The sequence below is a fragment of the Burkholderia sp. FL-7-2-10-S1-D7 genome (assembly GCF_001524185.1).
Lineage (GTDB): Bacteria > Pseudomonadota > Gammaproteobacteria > Burkholderiales > Burkholderiaceae > Burkholderia > Burkholderia diffusa.
On the sequence record NZ_LOWY01000101.1, the window covers coordinates 78,935 to 96,788 of the forward strand.

30 protein-coding genes are annotated in these 17,854 nt (G+C 61.5%); 2 read left to right on the forward strand and 28 right to left on the reverse strand.

Going from position 1 to position 17,854, the window contains the following annotated elements; genetic code table 11:
- Positions 1 to 33: 33 nt before the first annotated feature.
- Entirely contained in the window at positions 34 to 687 is a 654-nt protein-coding gene (locus WS75_RS30960; RefSeq protein ID WP_059686541.1) for a c-type cytochrome, read from the reverse strand.
- A gap of 218 nt (positions 688 to 905) precedes the next feature.
- Here WS75_RS30960 and yihA point away from each other — a divergent pair, with 218 nt between their 5' ends.
- Positions 906 to 1,565, forward strand: a complete 660-nt coding sequence (gene yihA / locus WS75_RS30965; protein ID WP_059686543.1) for a ribosome biogenesis GTP-binding protein YihA/YsxC — start codon at positions 906 to 908, stop codon at positions 1,563 to 1,565.
- Positions 1,566 to 1,818: 253 nt separating this feature from the next.
- Complete coding sequence (gene hemB / locus WS75_RS30970; protein ID WP_059686546.1) at positions 1,819 to 2,817, forward strand: porphobilinogen synthase; 999 nt, start codon at positions 1,819 to 1,821, stop codon at positions 2,815 to 2,817.
- A gap of 116 nt (positions 2,818 to 2,933) precedes the next feature.
- Here the strand turns inward: hemB and dsbD are convergent, their stop codons facing one another.
- The 27 genes from dsbD to rplB all read right to left on the reverse strand — a co-directional run bounded on the left by dsbD (position 2,934) and on the right by rplB (position 17,853).
- Positions 2,934 to 4,769: a protein-disulfide reductase DsbD gene (gene dsbD, locus WS75_RS30975; RefSeq protein ID WP_059686548.1), complete on the reverse strand. Its 1,836-nt coding sequence runs from the start codon at positions 4,767 to 4,769 to the stop codon at positions 2,934 to 2,936.
- Positions 4,762 to 5,088: a divalent-cation tolerance protein CutA gene (gene cutA / locus WS75_RS30980; protein ID WP_059686551.1), complete on the reverse strand. Its 327-nt coding sequence runs from the start codon at positions 5,086 to 5,088 to the stop codon at positions 4,762 to 4,764. The genes dsbD and cutA overlap by 8 nt, the downstream gene beginning before the upstream one ends.
- A 207-nt stretch (positions 5,089 to 5,295) precedes the next feature.
- Positions 5,296 to 5,691 carry a 50S ribosomal protein L17 gene (gene rplQ / locus WS75_RS30985; protein ID WP_006477175.1) on the reverse strand — a complete coding sequence of 132 codons (396 nt, stop codon included), beginning with the start codon at positions 5,689 to 5,691 and terminating at the stop codon, positions 5,296 to 5,298.
- Positions 5,692 to 5,827: 136 nt separating this feature from the next.
- Entirely contained in the window at positions 5,828 to 6,805 is a 978-nt protein-coding gene (locus WS75_RS30990) for a DNA-directed RNA polymerase subunit alpha (protein WP_006477176.1), read from the reverse strand.
- A gap of 124 nt (positions 6,806 to 6,929) precedes the next feature.
- Entirely contained in the window at positions 6,930 to 7,553 is a 624-nt protein-coding gene (gene rpsD, locus WS75_RS30995) for a 30S ribosomal protein S4 (protein WP_006477177.1), read from the reverse strand.
- Between the two features lie 155 nt (positions 7,554 to 7,708).
- The gene (gene rpsK, locus WS75_RS31000) at positions 7,709 to 8,110 is read right to left on the reverse strand and encodes a 30S ribosomal protein S11 (RefSeq protein WP_004197937.1); all 402 of its coding nucleotides are present in this window, start codon (positions 8,108 to 8,110) and stop codon (positions 7,709 to 7,711) included.
- 28 nt (positions 8,111 to 8,138) lie between these two features.
- Entirely contained in the window at positions 8,139 to 8,504 is a 366-nt protein-coding gene (rpsM, locus tag WS75_RS31005; RefSeq protein ID WP_039323572.1) for a 30S ribosomal protein S13, read from the reverse strand.
- A gap of 38 nt (positions 8,505 to 8,542) precedes the next feature.
- On the reverse strand, positions 8,543 to 8,659 hold the full coding sequence (gene rpmJ, locus WS75_RS31010) for a 50S ribosomal protein L36 (protein ID WP_004199844.1): 117 nt from the start codon (positions 8,657 to 8,659) through the stop codon (positions 8,543 to 8,545).
- Positions 8,660 to 8,679: 20 nt separating this feature from the next.
- Complete coding sequence (gene infA, locus WS75_RS31015) at positions 8,680 to 8,898, reverse strand: translation initiation factor IF-1 (RefSeq protein WP_004521905.1); 219 nt, start codon at positions 8,896 to 8,898, stop codon at positions 8,680 to 8,682.
- 9 nt (positions 8,899 to 8,907) lie between these two features.
- The gene (gene secY / locus WS75_RS31020; protein WP_006400642.1) at positions 8,908 to 10,257 is read right to left on the reverse strand and encodes a preprotein translocase subunit SecY; all 1,350 of its coding nucleotides are present in this window, start codon (positions 10,255 to 10,257) and stop codon (positions 8,908 to 8,910) included.
- Positions 10,258 to 10,299: 42 nt separating this feature from the next.
- The gene (gene rplO, locus WS75_RS31025) at positions 10,300 to 10,734 is read right to left on the reverse strand and encodes a 50S ribosomal protein L15 (protein WP_006477180.1); all 435 of its coding nucleotides are present in this window, start codon (positions 10,732 to 10,734) and stop codon (positions 10,300 to 10,302) included.
- A 26-nt stretch (positions 10,735 to 10,760) separates the two neighbouring features.
- Positions 10,761 to 10,943 carry a 50S ribosomal protein L30 gene (rpmD, locus tag WS75_RS31030; protein WP_006400644.1) on the reverse strand — a complete coding sequence of 61 codons (183 nt, stop codon included), beginning with the start codon at positions 10,941 to 10,943 and terminating at the stop codon, positions 10,761 to 10,763.
- A gap of 15 nt (positions 10,944 to 10,958) precedes the next feature.
- A complete protein-coding gene (rpsE, locus tag WS75_RS31035) occupies positions 10,959 to 11,477 on the reverse strand; it encodes a 30S ribosomal protein S5 (RefSeq protein ID WP_006752931.1) in 519 nt (172 codons plus the stop codon).
- Between the two features lie 14 nt (positions 11,478 to 11,491).
- Positions 11,492 to 11,857 (reverse strand): 50S ribosomal protein L18, encoded by a 366-nt coding sequence (gene rplR, locus WS75_RS31040; protein ID WP_006477183.1) that lies wholly within the window; start codon positions 11,855 to 11,857, stop codon positions 11,492 to 11,494.
- A 12-nt stretch (positions 11,858 to 11,869) separates the two neighbouring features.
- Positions 11,870 to 12,400: a 50S ribosomal protein L6 gene (gene rplF, locus WS75_RS31045; RefSeq protein ID WP_006758786.1), complete on the reverse strand. Its 531-nt coding sequence runs from the start codon at positions 12,398 to 12,400 to the stop codon at positions 11,870 to 11,872.
- Between the two features lie 18 nt (positions 12,401 to 12,418).
- On the reverse strand, positions 12,419 to 12,814 hold the full coding sequence (rpsH, locus tag WS75_RS31050) for a 30S ribosomal protein S8 (RefSeq protein ID WP_006477185.1): 396 nt from the start codon (positions 12,812 to 12,814) through the stop codon (positions 12,419 to 12,421).
- Between the two features lie 14 nt (positions 12,815 to 12,828).
- Positions 12,829 to 13,134 (reverse strand): 30S ribosomal protein S14, encoded by a 306-nt coding sequence (gene rpsN, locus WS75_RS31055; RefSeq protein ID WP_006482884.1) that lies wholly within the window; start codon positions 13,132 to 13,134, stop codon positions 12,829 to 12,831.
- 7 nt (positions 13,135 to 13,141) lie between these two features.
- Positions 13,142 to 13,681, reverse strand: a complete 540-nt coding sequence (gene rplE, locus WS75_RS31060; protein ID WP_006482882.1) for a 50S ribosomal protein L5 — start codon at positions 13,679 to 13,681, stop codon at positions 13,142 to 13,144.
- Between the two features lie 16 nt (positions 13,682 to 13,697).
- The gene (gene rplX / locus WS75_RS31065; RefSeq protein WP_006477187.1) at positions 13,698 to 14,006 is read right to left on the reverse strand and encodes a 50S ribosomal protein L24; all 309 of its coding nucleotides are present in this window, start codon (positions 14,004 to 14,006) and stop codon (positions 13,698 to 13,700) included.
- Positions 14,007 to 14,015: 9 nt separating this feature from the next.
- A complete protein-coding gene (gene rplN, locus WS75_RS31070; protein WP_006752929.1) occupies positions 14,016 to 14,384 on the reverse strand; it encodes a 50S ribosomal protein L14 in 369 nt (122 codons plus the stop codon).
- A 309-nt stretch (positions 14,385 to 14,693) separates the two neighbouring features.
- The gene (rpsQ, locus tag WS75_RS31075) at positions 14,694 to 14,966 is read right to left on the reverse strand and encodes a 30S ribosomal protein S17 (RefSeq protein WP_006752928.1); all 273 of its coding nucleotides are present in this window, start codon (positions 14,964 to 14,966) and stop codon (positions 14,694 to 14,696) included.
- Positions 14,963 to 15,157, reverse strand: a complete 195-nt coding sequence (gene rpmC, locus WS75_RS31080; protein ID WP_006400652.1) for a 50S ribosomal protein L29 — start codon at positions 15,155 to 15,157, stop codon at positions 14,963 to 14,965. The genes rpsQ and rpmC overlap by 4 nt, the downstream gene beginning before the upstream one ends.
- A 9-nt stretch (positions 15,158 to 15,166) precedes the next feature.
- Positions 15,167 to 15,583, reverse strand: a complete 417-nt coding sequence (rplP, locus tag WS75_RS31085) for a 50S ribosomal protein L16 (RefSeq protein ID WP_059468475.1) — start codon at positions 15,581 to 15,583, stop codon at positions 15,167 to 15,169.
- A gap of 2 nt (positions 15,584 to 15,585) precedes the next feature.
- Positions 15,586 to 16,386, reverse strand: a complete 801-nt coding sequence (gene rpsC, locus WS75_RS31090; RefSeq protein WP_006482899.1) for a 30S ribosomal protein S3 — start codon at positions 16,384 to 16,386, stop codon at positions 15,586 to 15,588.
- 11 nt (positions 16,387 to 16,397) lie between these two features.
- On the reverse strand, positions 16,398 to 16,727 hold the full coding sequence (rplV, locus tag WS75_RS31095) for a 50S ribosomal protein L22 (protein WP_004199272.1): 330 nt from the start codon (positions 16,725 to 16,727) through the stop codon (positions 16,398 to 16,400).
- Between the two features lie 12 nt (positions 16,728 to 16,739).
- Complete coding sequence (gene rpsS, locus WS75_RS31100; protein WP_004199273.1) at positions 16,740 to 17,015, reverse strand: 30S ribosomal protein S19; 276 nt, start codon at positions 17,013 to 17,015, stop codon at positions 16,740 to 16,742.
- A 10-nt stretch (positions 17,016 to 17,025) separates the two neighbouring features.
- Positions 17,026 to 17,853 (reverse strand): 50S ribosomal protein L2, encoded by an 828-nt coding sequence (gene rplB, locus WS75_RS31105; protein WP_034209733.1) that lies wholly within the window; start codon positions 17,851 to 17,853, stop codon positions 17,026 to 17,028.
- Position 17,854: the final 1 nt, after the last annotated feature.

Consider the following 17,854-nt stretch of genomic DNA (forward strand, 5'->3'; position numbering starts at 1 on the left):
GGGCGCCCGGTCATTCCATTCGCGACCGTCCGTTCAACGCAGGCCCGCGATGTAATCCGCGACGGCCTTGATCTCGTTGTCCGACAGACGCGATGCGATCTGATGCATCGCCTCGTTGTTGTTGCGCGCGCCGACACCCTGCTGGAATGCGGTCAACTGGGCAACCGTGTAATCGGCCCACTGTCCCGACAGACGCGGGTACTGAACCGGAATCCCCTGTCCCGTCGGCCCGTGGCAGCTCGCGCAGGCGGGCACACCCTTTTCCGCGATGCCGCCGCGATAGATCTTCTGGCCGATCGGCACGGTCGCCGCATCGCGTGCGGTGCCGAGCTTCGTCGTCTGCGATCCGTAATACGCGGCGACGTTACGCATGTCGTCCGCGCTCAACGCGCTCGCGAACCCGACCATCACCGGATTGGTCCGCGCCGGCCCCTTCGCACCCGGCTGGGCCTTGAAGTCGTTCAACTGCTTGACCAGATATTCGGGATGCTGGCCGGCGAGCTTCGGGAAACTGCCCGTTGCGCTGTTGCCGTCGGCGCCGTGACACGACGCGCAAACTTGCCCGGCAATCGCCTTGCCGCGGTCCAGATCCGGCTTTGCCGCATCCGCCGCGTTTGCCTCCGCTACGAAACCTACGAACCCTGCTGCAACCTGAAGCACCATCAGAGACTTGCACAGTCGATTCATTCGCACACCCTGTTTCGTCTTGTGGGAATTTGAGGTTCTGCAAAAAACGACGTCGACCAGTCTACCGCAGAAGCTGCATAAAAGCGCGAGGCAGGCGCCCGCAACCCTTCGGCAAAACCGGCGTATTGTACAATATCGCGCTGAAAGCTCCCGCGCCTATCGGGGCTACCCCGCCTCCACCAAGCGGCTCGCGCCGCTCCGTCCCTCCGGTTTCCCCTATGGCCTTTTTGCTCCATCAAGCCCGCTTCTACACGACCGTCAACCATCTGCGCGACCTGCCGCCGACGGTACAACCGGAAATCGCATTCGCGGGCCGCTCGAATGCCGGCAAATCGACGGCGATCAACGTGCTGTGCAACCAGAAGCGGCTCGCGTTCGCGTCGAAGACGCCCGGCCGCACCCAGCACATCAACTACTTCTCCGTCGGCCCGGCCGCCGAGCCCGTCGCGAACCTCGTCGACCTGCCCGGCTACGGTTACGCGGAAGTGCCGGGGGCCGCGAAGGCCCACTGGGAAATGCTGCTGTCGTCCTATCTCGCAACGCGTTCGCAGCTTTGCGGCCTGATCCTGATGATGGATTCGCGGCGCCCGCTGACCGACCTCGATCGCCGGATGATCGAGTGGTTTGCGCCGACCGGCAAGCCGATCCACACGCTGCTGACGAAGTGCGACAAATTGACGCGGCAGGAAAGCATCAACGCGCTGCGTAACACGCAGAAAGGGCTCGACGCGTATCGCGACCAGGGCGTGAAGGGCAAGCTGACCGTCCAGCTGTTCTCGGCGCTGAAGCGCACGGGGCTCGACGAGGCTCATGAGCTGATCGAGAGCTGGGTGCGGCCGTCCGCCGCCGACGAAAAAAGCGAGCCTGTAGGACAATAAGCGGGCAACGCGCGGCCGGGATCGGCCGGGCGCACCTGACGGCACCTGCGGATTCGGCCGGCTCATAAAAAAACCCGCCGTTGAACGGCGGGTCAAACAGCCTAATCGAATAACGACAGGCACCCGCTCAGGGAGGAGAAGCGGGGAGTTGCACGCGACGCGTGCCGCTCGATCGCTATCATATACCAACGATCTCGAAAATGACCTAAGGGTTCCGTAAGGTTCTTCTTGCCCTGATTTCTGCCAAATCGCCATGAGCTTCCATCCGCTTCATCGTCCGCGCCGGATGCGCCGCGACGACTTCTCCCGGCGCCTGATGCGCGAAAACCGCCTGACCACCGACGACCTGATCTATCCGGTGTTCGTCGTCGATGGCACCAACGAACGCCAGGCCGTCCCGTCGATGCCCGGCGTCGAGCGCGTGTCGGTCGATCTGCTGATGCATGTCGCCGAGCAGTGCGTCGAACTTGGCGTGCCCGTGCTGTCGCTGTTTCCGGCCATCGAGCCGTCGCTGAAAACGCCTGACGGCCGCGAAGCGGCCAATCCGGAAGGCCTGATCCCGCGCGCTGTGCGCGAGCTGAAGAAGCGTTTCCCCGAACTCGGCGTGCTGACCGACGTCGCGCTCGATCCGTACACGAGCCACGGCCAGGACGGCGTGCTCGACGAGAACGGCTATGTGATCAACGACGACACGATCGAGATCCTGGTCGACCAGGCACGCGCGCAGGCAGAAGCCGGCGTCGACATCGTCGCGCCGTCGGACATGATGGACGGCCGGATCGGCGCGGTCCGCGAGATGCTGGAAAGCGACGGCCATATCCATACGCGCATCATGGCCTATTCGGCCAAGTTCGCATCGGCGTTCTACGGCCCGTTCCGCGATGCGGTCGGCTCGGCGTCCAATCTGGGCAAGGGCAACAAGATGACCTACCAGATGGATCCGGCGAACAGCGACGAAGCGCTGCGCGAAGTGCGCCTCGACATCGACGAAGGCGCCGACATGGTGATGGTCAAGCCCGGGATGCCGTATCTCGACATCGTGCGCCGCGTGAAGGACGAATTCCGCTTCCCGACGTACGTGTACCAGGTGAGCGGCGAATACGCGATGCTGAAGGCCGCCGCGATGAATGGCTGGCTCGACCACGACAAGGTCGTGCTCGAATCGCTGCTCGCATTCAAGCGCGCGGGCGCCGACGGTGTCCTCACGTACTTCGCGCTCGATGCTGCCCGTCTGCTGAAAGCGCAGCGCTGAGCCGCACGACGGCGAGTATCAAGAAAAACGGCGGGACACTTCATCGGTGTCCCGCCGTTTTGCATTTGCCGTCCGGTGGGCGCAGCCGGCGCCCATGTGCGACGGACGCGCGTGCCTTACGCCGTCGGCACCGCTGCGCGATCGAGGCTGCGCAGGAACGTCTCGGCCGCCTGATAGCCGACCACGCGGCCGATTTCGTTGCCGTTGCGATCGAAGAAGATGATGCCCGGCGGGCCGAACAGGTTGAAGCGCTTGAGGAGCGCCTGGTCGTCCGGATTGTTCGCGGTGACATCCGCGCGCACCAGGTGAAGCTGCGCGAGCCGCGCCTGCACGCGCGAGTCGGTGAACGTCAGATGCTCCATTTCCTTGCAGCTCACGCACCAGTCGGCGTAGAAGTCGAGCATCACGGGCCGGCCGGACGTCTTCAGCAGCGCGTCGAGTTCGCCGCTGGAGCGCACCGACGCGAACGCGGGGCCCGCCTGCCCGGCTGCCGACGCATCGCCTGACGCAACCGTACGCGCCGCGAGTATGGCCAGCGGCTTCACGGGGTCGTTGGAGCCCGCCGCGAGCCCGACGAGCAGCGTCGCGGCCCAGATCGCGAGCGCCGCACCGAGGCCGCGACCGAGTCGGCGCCAGATCGGCGCGGCGCCGGCATGCGGCGTGAACAGGCCGAGCGCCGCAGCCGCGACGAGCAGCCACAGCGCGGCGAGCACCATCTTCAGCCCGCCCGCGAGCACTGGCCACACGATCCACAGCGCGGCCGCGAGCAGCACGATGCCGAAGAACACCTTCACGCCATCCATCCATGCGCCCGCGCGCGGCAGCACCGTGCCGGCACCGACGCCGACGACGAGCAGCGGCACGCCGAGCCCCAGCCCCATTGCGAACAGCGCGGCACCGCCGAGCCACGCATTGCCGGTGTGCGCGATGAACGCGAGCACCGCGAACAGCGGCGCCGTCATGCATGCGCCGACGACCAGCGCCGACAACGCGCCCATCGCGGCGACCGCGACGAAGTGACCGCCCTGCCGCGCGCGCGAGGCTTCGGCCGCGCCGTTCTGCCAGCGCTCGGGCAACGCGATGTCCTTGCCGGAAATCAGCGACGCCGCGAATGCCGTGAGCAGCACGCCGAACGCGCCGAGCACCCACGGGTTCTGCAACCACGCGCCAAGGCTCTGGCCGACCAGCGCCGCCGCGATGCCCAGCACCGTATAGACGAGCGCCATGCCGACCACGTACGTCAGCGACAGCGCAAAGCCGCGCGCATGCGTCGCCCGCGTGCCTTGGCCGATGATGATCGCGGACACGATCGGAATCATCGGATACGAACAGGGCAGGAGACTCAGCACGACGCCCGCGACGAAATACAGCGCGACGATCGTGAAGAAGCCGTGCCCCTCGAGCAGCGACTGCGCGAAATCCGCGCTCGTGACCTTGTCGAACCAGTTGCCCGAGGCCGGTGCGCCGTCGGCCGGCGCGGCCGCGCCCAGCGCCGCGCCGTCGACCTTCACGACGTGCTCCGCGGGCGGATAGCAGATCCCTTCGTCGGCGCATCCCTGCGACGTCACCGCGAGCTCGAACGGCCCCGACGCCTGCTTGACCGGCACGTGAATCACGACCTCGTCGCGATAGGTCTCGACTTCCTTTTGGAACGTCTGGTCGAACTTCACATGACCGGTCGGGAACTGCGGATCGCCGAGCGTCACCTGTCCGCCCTTCACGGCGAACGCGAACCGCTCGCGGTACAGGTAATAGCCATTGGCGATCTTGAAGCGGACGTCCACCTGCCCCGGCGACTCGCTCGCGCTGAACTTGAACGCGACCGACGGATCGAGAAAATCGTCGGCCGCACGCGCGACCGACACGCCGGCCAGCATGAACATGAACGACAACAGGACTGCGAGGACCCGCAGCGCGCGCACGCGCACGGAAAGCGCCATACCGTTAAACATGAAATAGACGTTGAGTTTCGCTGGTCACCCACTGGCCATACGCGGCCGAAGCCGTCGCCTGCCACGAGACGACTTCCGGCGTCTCGTACGGATGATGCGCGAGAATAAATCGCTCCAGTTCGAGCGAGCGCACGGGGCTCGTCTTGAACAGCAACTGGATCTCGTCGGCCGTCTCGACCTTGCCCTGCCAGTGGTAGCGCGACTTGATCGCACCGAGTTCCGACACGCACGCGGCAAGCCGCGCATCGAGCGCGCCGTCGGCGAGCGCTGCAGCCGTCGCCGCGTCCGGCACCGTCGTGAGCATCAACACCACCACCATACGCGCCCTCCTGGCTGTTTTTTACCGGCTTGCGCCGCCACGATTCGCCCATCGAGGGCCCGTGCCGACAGTTCCGTATCGTAGCGCAGCCCGCGCGACGCTGCCGGCCGCGGGCTGCGACAATCTTTCGCAGCCCGCGGCACTACAAAAACAAAAAGGGCCAAGCAATTGCTCGGCCCTTTTCAGATACTGCTACGTACTGGAAGCTTACTCGGCTTCTTGCACGTTTTCCGTTTCGTCGACTTCCGGACGATCGAGCAGCTCGACCAGTGCCATCGGTGCATTGTCGCCGACGCGGAAGCCGAACTTCAGCACGCGCAGGTAGCCGCCCGGTCGGTTCGCGAAACGCGGACCGAGCACGTCGAACAGCTTCGCCACCGAGTCACGATCGCGCAGGCGGTTGAACGCCAGGCGACGGTTTGCCAGCGACGGCTTCTTGCCGAGCGTGATCAGCGGCTCGACGACTTTACGGAGTTCCTTCGCCTTCGGCAGCGTCGTCTTGATGACTTCGTGCTCGATCAGCGAGTTGGACATGTTACGGAGCATAGCCAGACGGTGGCTGCTCGTGCGGTTCAGTTTCCGCAGACCATGACGATGGCGCATTTCAGTTTCCTTGATTCAAAGTTTTGATCCAGCTCTTCTATCGCACCGCTGGGGTGCACGGGCCGGTAACGAAAAAAGCAAGATGCGGATTTTAAAGGAAAATCCGCATCTTTGCCAACTACAGCAACAACCGGGCTTACTTGTCGAGACCAGCCGGCGGCCAGTTTTCGAGCTTCATGCCCAGCGTGAGACCGCGCGAAGCGAGCACTTCCTTGATCTCGTTGAGCGACTTGCGACCGAGGTTCGGCGTCTTCAGCAGCTCGTTTTCCGTGCGCTGGATCAGGTCGCCGATGTAGTAGATGTTCTCGGCCTTCAGGCAGTTCGCCGAACGAACCGTCAGCTCGAGATCGTCCACCGGACGCAGCAGGATCGGATCGATCTGCGGTGCGCGCGACGGTGCCTCTGCAGCCGTTTCCGTGCCTTCCAGCGCCGCGAACACGGACAGCTGGTCGACCAGGATGCGGGCCGATTGACGGATCGCTTCTTCCGGCGTGATCACGCCGCTCGTCTCGATGTTCATCACGAGCTTGTCGAGGTCGGTACGCTGCTCGACACGTGCGCTTTCGACAGCGTAGCTCACGCGGCGAACCGGCGAGAACGATGCGTCGAGGACGATGCGGCCGATGATCTTGGCCGTGTCTTCGCCGTAGCGACGGACGTTGCCCGGCACATAACCGCGACCCTTCTCGATCTTGATCTGAACGTCGAGCTTGCCGCCCTTCGACAGATGCGCGATCACGTGATTCGGGTTGATGACTTCGCAATCGTGAGCCAGCTCGATATCGCCGGCCGTGACGACGCCTTCGCCTTCCTTGCGCAGCGTAACCGTCACTTCGTCACGGTTATGCAGCTTGAACACCACACCCTTCAGGTTCAGCAGCAGGTTGACGACGTCTTCCTGCACGCCATCAAGCGTCGAGTACTCGTGCACCACGCCTGCGATCGTCACTTCGGTCGGCGCGTAGCCAACCATCGACGACAGCAGCACGCGGCGAAGCGCATTGCCCAAGGTGTGGCCGTAACCGCGTTCAAACGGTTCCATGACCACCCTCGCGTGGTTCTCGCCCAGCGATTCCACGGCGATGATCTTGGGTTTCAGCAAACTGGTTTGCATGGGCTTTCCTTTTCAATACCCTCGGCTCGTTACACCGATAAGGCTGACCGGTAACAACCAGAAAATAAACAGCCGAGGCCCCCCCTTGCATAACGCAATCGGGGTACCTCGGCCGTCAATCGGATTAACGCGAATACAATTCGACGATCAGGCTTTCGTTGATGTCGCCTGCGATTTCAGCGCGTTCCGGCATTTGCTTGAACGTGCCTTCGAACTTCTTCGCATCGACTGCAACCCAGCTCGGCATGCCGCCTTGCTCGGCCAGCGACAGCGCTTCGACGATACGCGCCTGCTTCTTCGCCTTTTCGCGGATCGCGACGACGTCACCCGCCTTCACTTGCTGCGACGGCACGTTCGCGACGACGCCGTTCACGGTGATCGACTTGTGGCTCACCAGCTGACGCGCCTCAGCGCGGGTCGAGCCGAAGCCCATGCGATACACGACGTTGTCGAGACGCGACTCGAGCAGTTGCAGCAGGTTTTCACCCGTGTTGCCCTTGCGACGGTCGGCTTCAGCGAAGTAACGGCGGAACTGACGCTCCAGGACACCGTAAATGCGCTTGACCTTTTGCTTTTCACGCAGCTGCGTACCATAGTCGGACGTACGTGCGCCCGAGGTACGGCCGTGCTGGCCCGGCTTGCTGTCGAGCTTGCACTTGTCGGCGAGCGAGCGGCGCGCGCTCTTCAGGAACAGGTCGGTGCCTTCACGGCGGGACAGCTTGGCCTTGGGGCCGATATAACGTGCCACTTTGCATTCCTTTATCAATCAGTCACGCGGATCGAAATCCGCGCTAGTTCGCGCCCTTTGGGGCGAACGGTGGGCTTAGTCAATCAAAAAAGCAACGCCCGTCGACGCTACGCGGCGACAGGCAAATGTGCCAGCACGAACGTGCCAGCACATTCTTAGATACGACGGCGCTTCGGCGGACGGCAGCCGTTGTGCGGAATCGGGGTGACGTCCGAAATCGCGGTGATCTTGATGCCGAGGCCATGCAGTGCACGCACTGCCGACTCACGACCCGGGCCCGGGCCCTTGATCCGCACTTCCAGATTCTTCACGCCGTATTCCATCGCCACGCGACCGGCCGACTCAGCAGCAACCTGAGCAGCGAACGGCGTCGACTTGCGCGAGCCCTTGAAGCCCTGGCCGCCCGACGTCGCCCATGCCAGTGCATTGCCCTGGCGATCGGTGATCGTGATGATCGTGTTGTTGAACGACGCGTGAACGTGAACCACGCCTTCAGCGACGTTCTTCTTAACCTTCTTGCGAACGCGTTGCGCCGCGGTGTTCGAAGCCTTAGCCATTACGTTTTCCTGTAACTGTCAGTTCCGCTTACTTCTTCAGCGCTTGCGCTGCACGACGCGGACCCTTGCGGGTACGTGCGTTCGTACGCGTACGCTGACCGCGCATCGGCAGGCCCTTGCGATGACGAACACCACGGTAGCAACCGAGGTCCATCAGGCGCTTGATGTTCATCGTCACTTCACGGCGCAGATCGCCTTCGACGATGAACTTGCCCACTTCTTCACGCAGCTTTTCGAGGTCTGCGTCGGTCAGGTCCTTGACCTTCTTCGAGAATTCCACGCCAGCTGCCGTGCAGATGCTGCGCGAGCGCGTGCGGCCGATACCGAAGATTGCCGTCAGGCCGATCTCGGTATGCTGGTGATTCGGGATGTTAACCCCTGCGATACGAGCCATTGTTTTTCCTCAAACAAAAAGCGCAAACAAACGCGCGGTCAGCCTTGGCGCTGCTTGTGGCGCGGATCCGAGCTGCAGATCACGCGAACGACGCCTTTGCGCTTGATGATCTTGCAATTGCGGCAAATGCGCTTAACCGATGCCATCACTTTCATGATAATACCCTTTTTTCAAATCACTTCGCCCGGAACACGATCCGCGCACGAGACAGATCGTAAGGCGTCAATTCAACCGTCACCTTGTCGCCCGGCAGGATGCGGATGTAGTGCATCCGCATCTTCCCAGAGATATGCCCCAACACGACATGGCCGTTTTCCAGCTTCACACGGAAGGTCGCATTCGGGAGGTTTTCGATCACCTCACCTTGCATCTGGATTACATCGTCTTTGGCCATAGTCCTTAATTAACGCATTGGGATGTTGCCGCCCTTGAAGTTTGCCTTCTTGAGCAGCGACTCATACTGTTGCGACATAACGTACGACTGCACCTGCGCCATGAAGTCCATCGTGACGACGACAATGATCAGCAGCGACGTTCCACCAAAATAAAACGGCACGTTCCAGCGCAGCACCAGGAATTCCGGCAGCAGACACACGAAGACGATATAGATTGCACCCGCCAGCGTCAGACGCGTGAGGATACGGTCGATATATCGTGCGGTCTGATCGCCCGGACGAATGCCCGGAACAAACGCGCCGCTCTTCTTCAGGTTGTCCGCGGTTTCCCTGCTGTTGAACACCAGTGCGGTGTAGAAGAAGCAGAAAAACACGATTGCCAGCGTGTACAGCAGCACATAGACCGGCTGGCCCGGCTTCAGCGCCTCCGCGACGTTATGCAACGTGTTGGAGATCCAGCTTCCCGACGGCTGACCCGTGCTGAACCAGCCGAGAATCGTGGCCGGGAACAGGATGATCGACGATGCGAAGATCGGCGGAATCACGCCCGACATGTTCAGCTTCAGCGGCAAGTGCGACGACTGGCCACCGTAGATCTTGTTGCCGACCTGGCGCTTCGCATAGTTCACGAGGATCTTGCGCTGACCGCGTTCGATGAACACGACCAGGTAAGTCACCGCGGCAATCAGAACGACGATGATGATCGCCGAAATGATGCTCATCGAACCCGTACGCACCAGCTCGAACAACCCACCGACGGCATTCGGGAACCCTGCTGCGATCCCGCCGAAGATGATGATCGAGATGCCGTTACCAAGACCACGCTCGGTGATCTGCTCACCCAGCCACATCAGGAACATCGTGCCGGTAACCAGCGTCACGACCGTCGTCAGCCGGAACAGCATGCCGGGGTCGATCACGAGGCCTGGCTGGTTTTCCAGCGCAGCCGCGATACCGAACGCCTGGAAGGTCGCGAGCACCACGGTGAAATACCGCGTGTACTGCGTGATCTTCCGTTGCCCTGCCTGCCCTTCCTTCTTCAGCGCCTCGAGCTGCGGCGAGACGATCGCCAGCAACTGCATGATGATCGACGCCGAGATGTACGGCATGATCCCCAGCGCAAAGATCGTGAAGCGGGAAAGCGCGCCACCCGAGAACATGTTGAACATGCCCAGGATGCCGCCCGCCTGGCTCTGGAACAGCTTCGCCAGTTGATCCGGATCGATGCCCGGCACGGGGATGTGCGCGCCGATGCGATAGACGATCAGCGCCAGGAGCAGGAACATCGCTCGCCGACGCAGATCGCCGAATTTCGCCGTGCTTCGACCGGGTTTTGCAAGACTCGGGCTGTTAGCCAAGTACCTTCTCCGATGAATGCAAGTAACGACGCGCTACGCGTGTCACTCGGCGAACGAACCGCCAGCCGCTTCGATCGCAGCGCGCGCACCCTTGGTGGCACCGAGACCCTTCACGACGATCTTGCGCTTCAGTTCGCCCGTCGCGATGATCTTTGCGCTCTTCGTCAGCTCGCCGACCAGGCCGGCTTGCTTCAGTGCGAGCAGATCGATCTCGTCGACCGGCAGCTTCTCGAGGTCGGAGAGGCGCACTTCACCGACGAATTCCTTCGTCAGCGACGTGAAGCCGCGCTTCGGCAGACGACGTTGCAGCGGCATCTGACCGCCTTCGAAACCGACTTTGTGGAAGCCGCCCGAACGCGATTTCTGACCCTTGTGACCACGGCCAGCCGTCTTGCCGAGGCCCGAACCGATGCCGCGGCCGACGCGACGCTTGGCGTGCTTGGCGCCAGCGGCCGGCTTCAGGTTATTCAATTCCATATCAACTCCTTGATCCGTAGGGCCGCTTACGCGATGACCTTAACGAGGTACGAGACCTTGTTGATCATGCCGCGGACCGCCGGCGTGTCCTGCAGCTCGCTAACCGAGTTGAGTCGGCGCAGGCCCAGGCCACGCACGGTCGCGCGGTGCGATTCGCGGGTCCCGATCAGGCTCTTAACGAGCTGAACCTTGACAGTTTTTTCAGACATGGTGACCACCCGGGCTTAGCCCAAAATATCTTCGACGGACTTGCCGCGCTTCGCCGCGATGTCTGCCGGGGTCGACTGCTTGCGCAGACCGTCCAGCGTGGCGCGAACGAGGTTGTACGGGTTCGTCGAACCGTGGCTCTTTGCCACGACGTTCTGAACGCCCATCACGTCGAACACTGCGCGCATCGGGCCGCCGGCGATCACACCCGTACCTGCCTTCGCCGGAGCGAGGAGGACAGCGGATGCGCCATGCTTGCCGTGCACTTCGTGCTGCAGCGTGCCGTTCTTGAGCGGCACCTTGAACATGTTGCGGCGAGCTTGTTCCATTGCCTTCTGGACAGCGACCGGCACTTCCTTCGCCTTGCCCTTGCCCATACCGATACGGCCATCGCCGTCGCCAACCACGGTCAGTGCGGCGAAGCCGAGAATACGGCCACCCTTCACGACCTTGGTCACGCGGTTGACCGAAATCATCTTTTCGCGAAGGCCGTCGTCGCGCTCGTCAGCCTGAACTTTCGCTTGCATCTTTGCCATGACGAATTCCTTCCTTAGAACTTGAGCCCAGCTTCGCGAGCTGCCTCAGCCAGCGCCTTGACGCGGCCGTGGTAGCGGAAGCCCGAGCGGTCGAAGGCGACGGATTCGATGCCGGCGGCCTTTGCCTTCTCGGCAATACGCTTGCCGATCAGCGTCGCAGCATTAACGTTGCCACCCTTGCCCGACTTGTCGGCCAGTTCGGCGCGCACTTCTGCTTCGAGCGTCGACGCGCTGGCGAGCACCTTGGTGCCGCAGGGCGAGAACACTTGAGCGTAGATGTGCGTGTTCGTGCGATGCACGGCGAGACGCGCGACCTGCAGCTCAGCGATCTTGATACGCGTCTGGCGAGCGCGGCGCAGGCGAGATTGAGTCTTATCCATGATTGCGCACCCTTACTTCTTCTTCGTTTCTTTGAGGATCACAACCTCGTCGGAATAGCGCACGCCCTTGCCCTTGTAGGGCTCCGGCGGACGGTAACCGCGAACTTCCGCAGCCACTTGACCGACTTGTTGCTTGTTGATCCCCTTGATCACGATTTCGGTTTGCGTCGGGGTTTCAGCCTTGACGCCTTCCGGCATCTGGTGCACCACCGGGTGCGAGAAACCCAGCGACAGGTTCAGCTTGTCGCCTTGCGCCTGCGCACGATAACCGACGCCAACCAGCGTCAGCTTGCGCTCGAAACCCTTGGTCACGCCGTGCACGGCATTCGCGATGATCGCGCGCATCGTGCCCGACAGTGCATTTGCTTCGCGGCTTTCGTCGACCGGCGACAGATTCAGCGTGCCGTCGTTGTTCGCCACGTTCACGAGCGGATTGATCGCTTGCGTGATGGTGCCCAGCGGGCCCTTGACGGTGATCGCACCGTCGGCCAGCTTGACTTCCGCGCCTTGCAGCGCGATCGGGCTCTTACCTACTCGAGACATGTTTCTCTCTCCTCGGCTTTAAGCGACGTAGCAGATGACTTCGCCGCCGACGCCGGTAGCGCGCGCCTTGCGGTCGGTCATCACGCCCTTCGGCGTCGACACGATTGCCACACCCAGGCCATTCATGACCTGCGGAATGTCGTTACGGCCGCGGTACACGCGCAGACCAGGCTTCGACACGCGCTCGAGGCGTTCGATGACCGGGCGACCTGCGTAGTACTTCAGCGCGATATTCAGTTCGGACTTCGCACCTTCCGCCTTGACGGCGAAATCGTCGATATAACCTTCGTCCTTCAGGACTTGCGCGATTGCAACCTTGACCTTCGACGAGGGCATCGCGACCGATACCTTCTCGACCATCTGCGCGTTGCGGATGCGAGTCAGCATATCGGCGATAGGATCACTCATGCTCATTTACGTTTCTCCTATTACCAGCTCGCCTTGGTCAGGCCAGGAATCTCGCCACGGAATGCGATTTCACGAATCTTGTTACGCGCGAGGCCGAATTTACGGAACGTGCCACGCGGACGGCCCGTGATCGCGCAGCGGTTACGCTGGCGGGTCGGGTTTGCGTTGCGGGGCAGTTGCTGCAGCTCAAGGCGTGCTTCGTAGCGCTCTTCTTCCGACTTGCTTTGGTCTTCGACGATCGCCTTCAGCGCTTCGCGCTTTGCTGCGAACTTCGCGACCAGGCGGGCGCGCTTCTTTTCACGTTCGATCAGTGCCAGTTTAGCCACGGTAACCTCAGTTTCTGAACGGGAACTTGAAGCTGGCGAGCAGAGCCTTTGCTTCGTCGTCGGTCTTCGCAGTCGTCGTGATGCTGATGTTCAGCCCACGCAGTGCGTCGATCTTGTCGTAGTCGATTTCGGGGAAAATGATCTGCTCTTTCACACCGATGTTGTAGTTGCCGCGGCCATCGAAAGCACGGCCCGACACACCGCGGAAGTCACGCACGCGGGGCAGGGCAACGGTCACGAAACGGTCGAGGAATTCGTACATCGCACGACCACGCAGCGTCACCATCGCGCCGATCGGGTAGCCCTGGCGGATCTTGAAGCCTGCGATTGCCTTGCGTGCCTTCGTGACGACCGGCTTCTGACCAGCGATCTTCGTGAGGTCGCCAACGGCGTTCTCGATGATCTTCTTGTCAGCGATCGCTTCGCCAAGACCCATGTTCAGCGTGATCTTGGTGATGCGCGGCACTTCCATGACCGACTTGTAACCGAACTTCTCGATCAGGCCGGGCACAACCTTTTCTTTGTAAAACTCTTGAAAACGAGCCATTTTTTACTCCGCTGCGTCAGGCGCTCAGTACGGCACCGGTCGTCTTCAGGAAGCGAACTTTCTTGCCTTCCTCGACCTTGATGCCAACACGCGAGGCCTTGCCATTCGCGTCGACCAGTGCGACGTTCGAAATATGCAGGGGCATCGTCTTCGCTTCCACGCCACCCGTCGTACCCTTCATCGGGTTCGGCTTCACATGCTTCTTGACGAGGTTGATACCTTCAACCGTCACATGTTCTGCACCGACAGCCAGCACGACGCCGCGCTTGCCCTTGTCCTTGCCAGTGACGACGATAACTTCGTCACCTTTGCGAATCTTGTTCATCGCGACTCCTTACAGCACTTCCGGCGCCAGCGAAACGATCTTCATGAATCGTTCGCTACGCAGCTCACGCGTCACCGGCCCGAAGATACGGGTGCCGATCGGCTCAAGCTTGTTATTCAAAAGCACAGCGGCGTTGCCGTCGAACTTGATCAGCGAGCCGTCTTGACGGCGAACACCCTTGGCGGTGCGGACCACCACGGCGTTGTAGATTTCGCCTTTCTTCACGCGCCCGCGCGGCGTTGCTTCTTTGACGGTCACCTTGATGATGTCGCCAATGCCGGCATAACGACGCTTCGAGCCGCCGAGCACCTTGATGCACATGACTTCACGCGCACCCGTGTTGTCGGCTACTTCGAGCCGAGATTCGGTCTGGATCATGGTTTGTCTTTCCCAACTTAATCCGGATGCACCACCATGATGCATTCGGTCAGTCTTGGTCCCGTCAGCCAATCGGCTGCTTGGGTTGGAACAGCAGCGACGGCAAACGAAACCCGCCATCGCAATTCGGTGAATCTTTCGGACAGGCTGGCGCCAGTCCGCTTCCCCCACCAACTTCGCCCGCGACGGGGCTCCCATAAAGAGGGAAGACCGGGATTATAACAAATAATCCCGGTCACGCAAGCAAAAACTTTGCGATTTCAAGCACTTCATCGCGAAGTGCCTGTTACTGCCTACTGCTCTGCCCGCTTAGATGACGCGAGCTGCTTCGACGAGGCGCGACACCGTCCAGGCCTTCGTCTTCGAAACAGGACGAGTTTCCTGGATTTCGACGAGATCGCCTTCGTTGCAGGTGTTCGCTTCATCATGCGCGTGGTACTTCTTCGAGCGCACGACGTACTTGCCGTAGATCGGGTGCTTGACGCGGTGCTCGATCAGCACGGTGACGGTCTTGTCCATCTTGTTGCTGACGACCCGACCGACCAGCGTCCGCTTCAGCGAGGTTTTCACGCTATCGTTCATTTCTGGTTCGCCTTCTGAGTCATGACGGTCCGCACACGTGCGATGTCGCGACGAACCTTCTTCAGCTGGCTCGTGTTCGTGAGCTGCTGGGTCGCGAGTTGCATGCGCAGGCCGAATTGCGCCTTCAGCAGGTCCGCCAGCTCCTTGTTGAGCGCGGCCTGGTCTTTCTGGAGAAGTTCGGAAGCCTTCATGTTTTCTCCTTAGGCGCCGAGCTGGCGCACGATGAACGTCGTCTTCAGCGGCAGCTTCGCTGCAGCCAGACGGAACGCTTCGCGTGCCAGTTCTTCGGTTACGCCGTCCATTTCATAGAGCATCTTGCCCGGCTGGATTTCGGCGACGTAGTACTCCGGGTTACCCTTACCGTTACCCATACGCACTTCTGCCGGCTTTTGCGAAATCGGCTTGTCCGGGAAGATCCGGATCCAGATGCGGCCGCCACGCTTGATGTGACGCGTCATTGCACGACGCGCCGCTTCAATTTGACGCGCGGTCAAACGACCGCGACCGATCGCCTTCAGGCCGAATTCACCGAACGACACTGCGTTGCCGCGCGTCGCCTTGCCAGTGTTACGACCCTTCTGCTCTTTACGATACTTTCTGCGTTTCGGTTGCAGCATCGTTATTCTCCAGTCTTGCCGTCTTCGGGCTTGCCGGCGCCACGGCGCGGTGCGCCACGACGAGCACCCGGAGCGCCGCCTTCGCCGTCACGGCGCGGACGACGGTCGCCCGGACGCGCATTGCGACGCGGACGCTTGTCTTCGGCTACTTCTTCGACCACCGGCGCGTCATTGCGGCCGAGCGTGTCGCCCTTGTACACCCAAACCTTGACACCGATGATCCCGTAGGTCGTCTTCGCTTCCGAGGTTGCGTAGTCGATATCGGCACGCAGCGTGTGAAGGGGCACGCGACCTTCGCGATACCACTCCGTACGAGCGATTTCGATACCGTTCAGACGGCCTGCGCTCATGATCTTGATGCCCTGGGCACCCAGACGCATCGCGTTCTGCATCGCACGCTTCATCGCGCGACGGAACATGATCCGGCGCTCGAGCTGTTGCGTGATCGAGTCAGCGATCAGTTGCGCATCGGTTTCCGGCTTGCGGATTTCTTCGATGTTGACGTGAACCGGCACGCCCATGCGGCGTTGCAGTTCCGTCTTCAGCTGTTCGATATCCTCGCCCTTCTTGCCGATGACGACGCCCGGACGCGAGCTGTAAATCGTGATGCGCGCGTTCTTTGCCGGACGCTCGATGACGACCCGACCGACCGAAGCGTTCTTCAGCTTCTTCTTCAGGTATTCACGAACACCGATGTCTTCCTGCAGCATCGCCGCGAAATTGTTGTTGTTCGCGTACCAACGCGAAGCCCAATTGCGGCTGACAGCCAGGCGGAAGCCAGTCGGATGAATTTTCTGTCCCATCGTATGGCTCCTTAATTCCCGACCGTCACAGTGATGTGACAGGATTGCTTCTCGATGCGGTTACCGCGGCCCTTTGCGCGCGCGGTGAAACGCTTGAGCGATGCAGCCTTGTCGACGTAGATGCTCTTGATCTTGAGCTCGTCGATATCAGCGCCTTCGTTGTGCTCCGCATTCGCGATTGCCGACAGCACAACCTTCTTCACGATGCCAGCCGCCTTCTTCGGCGAGAACGTCAGAACGTTCAGCGCCTTGTCGACCGGCAAACCGCGGATCTGGTCAGCCACAAGGCGCGTTTTTTGCGCCGAGATGCGGGCACCGCGATGAATTGCTTTCACTTCCATCTTGATTGCCCCTTATTTCTTGGCCTTCTTGTCGGCTGCGTGACCCTTGAACGTACGGGTCAGTGCGAACTCGCCAAGCTTGTGGCCGACCATGTTTTCCGAGATGTACACCGGAACGTGTTGACGGCCGTTGTGAACAGCGATCGTCAGGCCGATGAAATCCGGCAGAATCGTCGAGCGACGCGACCAGGTCTTGATCGGCTTTTTGTCGCGCGAAGCTGCAGCCGCCTCAACTTTCTTCAGCAAATGGGCGTCGCAGAACGGACCTTTTTTAACAGAACGTGCCATTGCCTACTCCTTAACGCTTGTGACGGCGCTGGACGATCATCGTCGTCGTGCGCTTGTTGCTGCGGGTGCGGTAACCCTTAGCCGGCGTACCCCACGGGCTCACCGGGTCGCGACCTGCAGCCGTCTTGCCCTCACCACCACCGTGCGGGTGATCAACCGGGTTCATCGCAACGCCACGCACCGTCGGGCGGATACCGCGCCAGCGGTTCGCGCCAGCCTTGCCGATTTGGCGCAGGCTATGCTCTTCGTTGCCGACTTCACCGATCGTTGCACGGCACTCGATGTGCACGCGGCGGATTTCGCCCGAACGCAGACGAACCTGCGCGTAGACGCCTTCACGTGCCAGCAGCATGGCCGACGTGCCAGCCGAACGCGCCATTTGCGCGCCCTTGCCCGGCAGCATCTCGATGCAGTGGATCGTCGTACCGACCGGAATGTTGCGGATCGGCAGCGTGTTGCCTGCACGGATCGGCGCTTCCGAACCCGACATCAGCTGCTGGCCGACGGTCAGGCCCTTCGGGGCGATGATGTAGCGACGCTCGCCGTCTGCGTAGAGCACCAGCGCGATGTTCGCGCTACGGTTCGGGTCGTACTCGAGACGCTCGACCTTTGCCGGGATGCCGTCCTTCGTGCGACGGAAATCGACGATACGGTAATGCTGCTTGTGACCACCACCCTTGTGACGCGTGGTGATGCGGCCGTTGTTGTTGCGGCCGGCGGTCGAGCTCTGCGAGTCGAGCAGCGCCGCGTACGGCTTGCCCTGGTGCAGATTCTTGTTGACCACCTTGACCATCGCGCGGCGACCCGGCGAAGTCGGTTTAACTTTCACGATTGCCATG

Excerpts from the sequence above, each read along its gene's own strand:
- rpmD (WP_006400644.1), bottom strand. The coding sequence starts at position 10,943 with ATGTCTGAAAAAACTGTCAAGGTTCAGCTCGTTAAGAGCCTGATCGGG.
- cutA (WP_059686551.1), bottom strand. The coding sequence starts at position 5,088 with ATGGTGGTGGTGTTGATGCTCACGACGGTGCCGGACGCGGCGACGGCT.
- infA (WP_004521905.1), bottom strand. The coding sequence starts at position 8,898 with ATGGCCAAAGACGATGTAATCCAGATGCAAGGTGAGGTGATCGAAAAC.
- rpmC (WP_006400652.1), bottom strand. The coding sequence starts at position 15,157 with ATGAAGGCTTCCGAACTTCTCCAGAAAGACCAGGCCGCGCTCAACAAG.
- dsbD (WP_059686548.1), bottom strand. The coding sequence starts at position 4,769 with ATGTTTAACGGTATGGCGCTTTCCGTGCGCGTGCGCGCGCTGCGGGTC.
- rpsK (WP_004197937.1), bottom strand. The coding sequence starts at position 8,110 with ATGGCTAAGGCTTCGAACACCGCGGCGCAACGCGTTCGCAAGAAGGTT.
- rplX (WP_006477187.1), bottom strand. The coding sequence starts at position 14,006 with ATGAACAAGATTCGCAAAGGTGACGAAGTTATCGTCGTCACTGGCAAG.
- rpsH (WP_006477185.1), bottom strand. The coding sequence starts at position 12,814 with ATGAGCATGAGTGATCCTATCGCCGATATGCTGACTCGCATCCGCAAC.
- WS75_RS30960 (WP_059686541.1), bottom strand. The coding sequence starts at position 687 with ATGAATCGACTGTGCAAGTCTCTGATGGTGCTTCAGGTTGCAGCAGGG.
- rplE (WP_006482882.1), bottom strand. The coding sequence starts at position 13,681 with ATGGCTCGTTTTCAAGAGTTTTACAAAGAAAAGGTTGTGCCCGGCCTG.
- rplB (WP_034209733.1), bottom strand. The coding sequence starts at position 17,853 with ATGGCAATCGTGAAAGTTAAACCGACTTCGCCGGGTCGCCGCGCGATG.
- WS75_RS30990 (WP_006477176.1), bottom strand. The coding sequence starts at position 6,805 with ATGCAAACCAGTTTGCTGAAACCCAAGATCATCGCCGTGGAATCGCTG.
- rpsQ (WP_006752928.1), bottom strand. The coding sequence starts at position 14,966 with ATGAACGATAGCGTGAAAACCTCGCTGAAGCGGACGCTGGTCGGTCGG.
- rplR (WP_006477183.1), bottom strand. The coding sequence starts at position 11,857 with ATGGATAAGACTCAATCTCGCCTGCGCCGCGCTCGCCAGACGCGTATC.
- rpsC (WP_006482899.1), bottom strand. The coding sequence starts at position 16,386 with ATGGGACAGAAAATTCATCCGACTGGCTTCCGCCTGGCTGTCAGCCGC.
- rplV (WP_004199272.1), bottom strand. The coding sequence starts at position 16,727 with ATGGAAGTGAAAGCAATTCATCGCGGTGCCCGCATCTCGGCGCAAAAA.
- rpsM (WP_039323572.1), bottom strand. The coding sequence starts at position 8,504 with ATGGCTCGTATCGCAGGGGTTAACATCCCGAATCACCAGCATACCGAG.
- rplO (WP_006477180.1), bottom strand. The coding sequence starts at position 10,734 with ATGGAATTGAATAACCTGAAGCCGGCCGCTGGCGCCAAGCACGCCAAG.
- rplQ (WP_006477175.1), bottom strand. The coding sequence starts at position 5,691 with ATGCGCCATCGTCATGGTCTGCGGAAACTGAACCGCACGAGCAGCCAC.
- rplF (WP_006758786.1), bottom strand. The coding sequence starts at position 12,400 with ATGTCTCGAGTAGGTAAGAGCCCGATCGCGCTGCAAGGCGCGGAAGTC.
- rplP (WP_059468475.1), bottom strand. The coding sequence starts at position 15,583 with ATGCTGCAACCGAAACGCAGAAAGTATCGTAAAGAGCAGAAGGGTCGT.
- rplN (WP_006752929.1), bottom strand. The coding sequence starts at position 14,384 with ATGATCCAGACCGAATCTCGGCTCGAAGTAGCCGACAACACGGGTGCG.
- hemB (WP_059686546.1), top strand. The coding sequence starts at position 1,819 with ATGAGCTTCCATCCGCTTCATCGTCCGCGCCGGATGCGCCGCGACGAC.
- yihA (WP_059686543.1), top strand. The coding sequence starts at position 906 with ATGGCCTTTTTGCTCCATCAAGCCCGCTTCTACACGACCGTCAACCAT.
- rpsE (WP_006752931.1), bottom strand. The coding sequence starts at position 11,477 with ATGGCAAAGATGCAAGCGAAAGTTCAGGCTGACGAGCGCGACGACGGC.
- rpmJ (WP_004199844.1), bottom strand. The coding sequence starts at position 8,659 with ATGAAAGTGATGGCATCGGTTAAGCGCATTTGCCGCAATTGCAAGATC.
- rpsS (WP_004199273.1), bottom strand. The coding sequence starts at position 17,015 with ATGGCACGTTCTGTTAAAAAAGGTCCGTTCTGCGACGCCCATTTGCTG.